The 827-nt window shown below is 37.6% G+C and carries 1 protein-coding gene; it reads right to left on the bottom strand.

What is annotated here, in order from left to right; all coding sequences use genetic code 11:
* Positions 1 to 225: 225 nt before the first annotated feature.
* Positions 226 to 827, bottom strand: a 602-nt coding sequence (locus AB4496_RS25035; RefSeq protein WP_372132511.1) for a hypothetical protein, incomplete at its 5' end; no start/stop codon positions are given.

Genomic DNA, 827 nt, shown 5'->3' with positions numbered 1-827 from the left:
AAAGTTTTACCCACCTAAAGAACATCCATTACCGTTTCGTGGCGGTCGCCGTATGCCTGCGAAACCTTGGGTGCCCACCAAATTCAAATAAGACCAGGTCAGTCCCCACACCTTGATTTATCTAGCTCTCCAGACCTTTAAACTCGACATCTAACCTACTCCATTGACTACATAAAATGATAACCGGTTGAAAATATTACATGTTTGTAGTCAAAAGAATAACTGCTAAACGTTTTTTGACCCAACATATATTCCACTAGCATGGGAAGCGTTCTCGTACCGTTTGATATTTGTGATTATGTACTTAATACTTTCTTCATCGTCGCCCAATCCTTTAGATATGCGGACCAAGAAATACACAACCCTAGACCAAGCTTTGAAGTGTTCATCCGTTAACTCAGATGCTACAGGAAGTAAGTTTCCAAATGTGTTTAAGTCAATGTCACATTGAGCACGGATAGCATCTATTTCCTCAGTAGCTAAGCCGTTTTCTTTAATAAAATCGAAAACACTGTCTAAGTACTCAATATTCTGATCATGCTCCTCACCATAAAAATTACCTACACGATAACTACGTGGCAACGTTTTAAAACCATGACGCAAGAAAAAAATTAAGTACTCACGTAACCTCTTCTCTTTGACAATTAAAAGTTGGATTCGATTTTGTTCCTGCCAACGCTCAACAATGAACAATAAAATACATAACTCGATCAACATTCCGGTCAATTCAGGTAACAAATTTTCCGAAAAATAGTCGGCTGGATTATTTAAATAAAACCCAATTCGGACACAAGCTAATAAAAGTATAGCAACAACAATTGTAAATG

It is taken from the genome of Vibrio sp. 10N.222.46.A1 (assembly GCF_041473595.1).
Taxonomy (GTDB): Bacteria; Pseudomonadota; Gammaproteobacteria; order Enterobacterales; family Vibrionaceae; genus Vibrio; species Vibrio tasmaniensis_A.
This window is presented reverse-complemented; position numbering and strand designations above follow the sequence as displayed.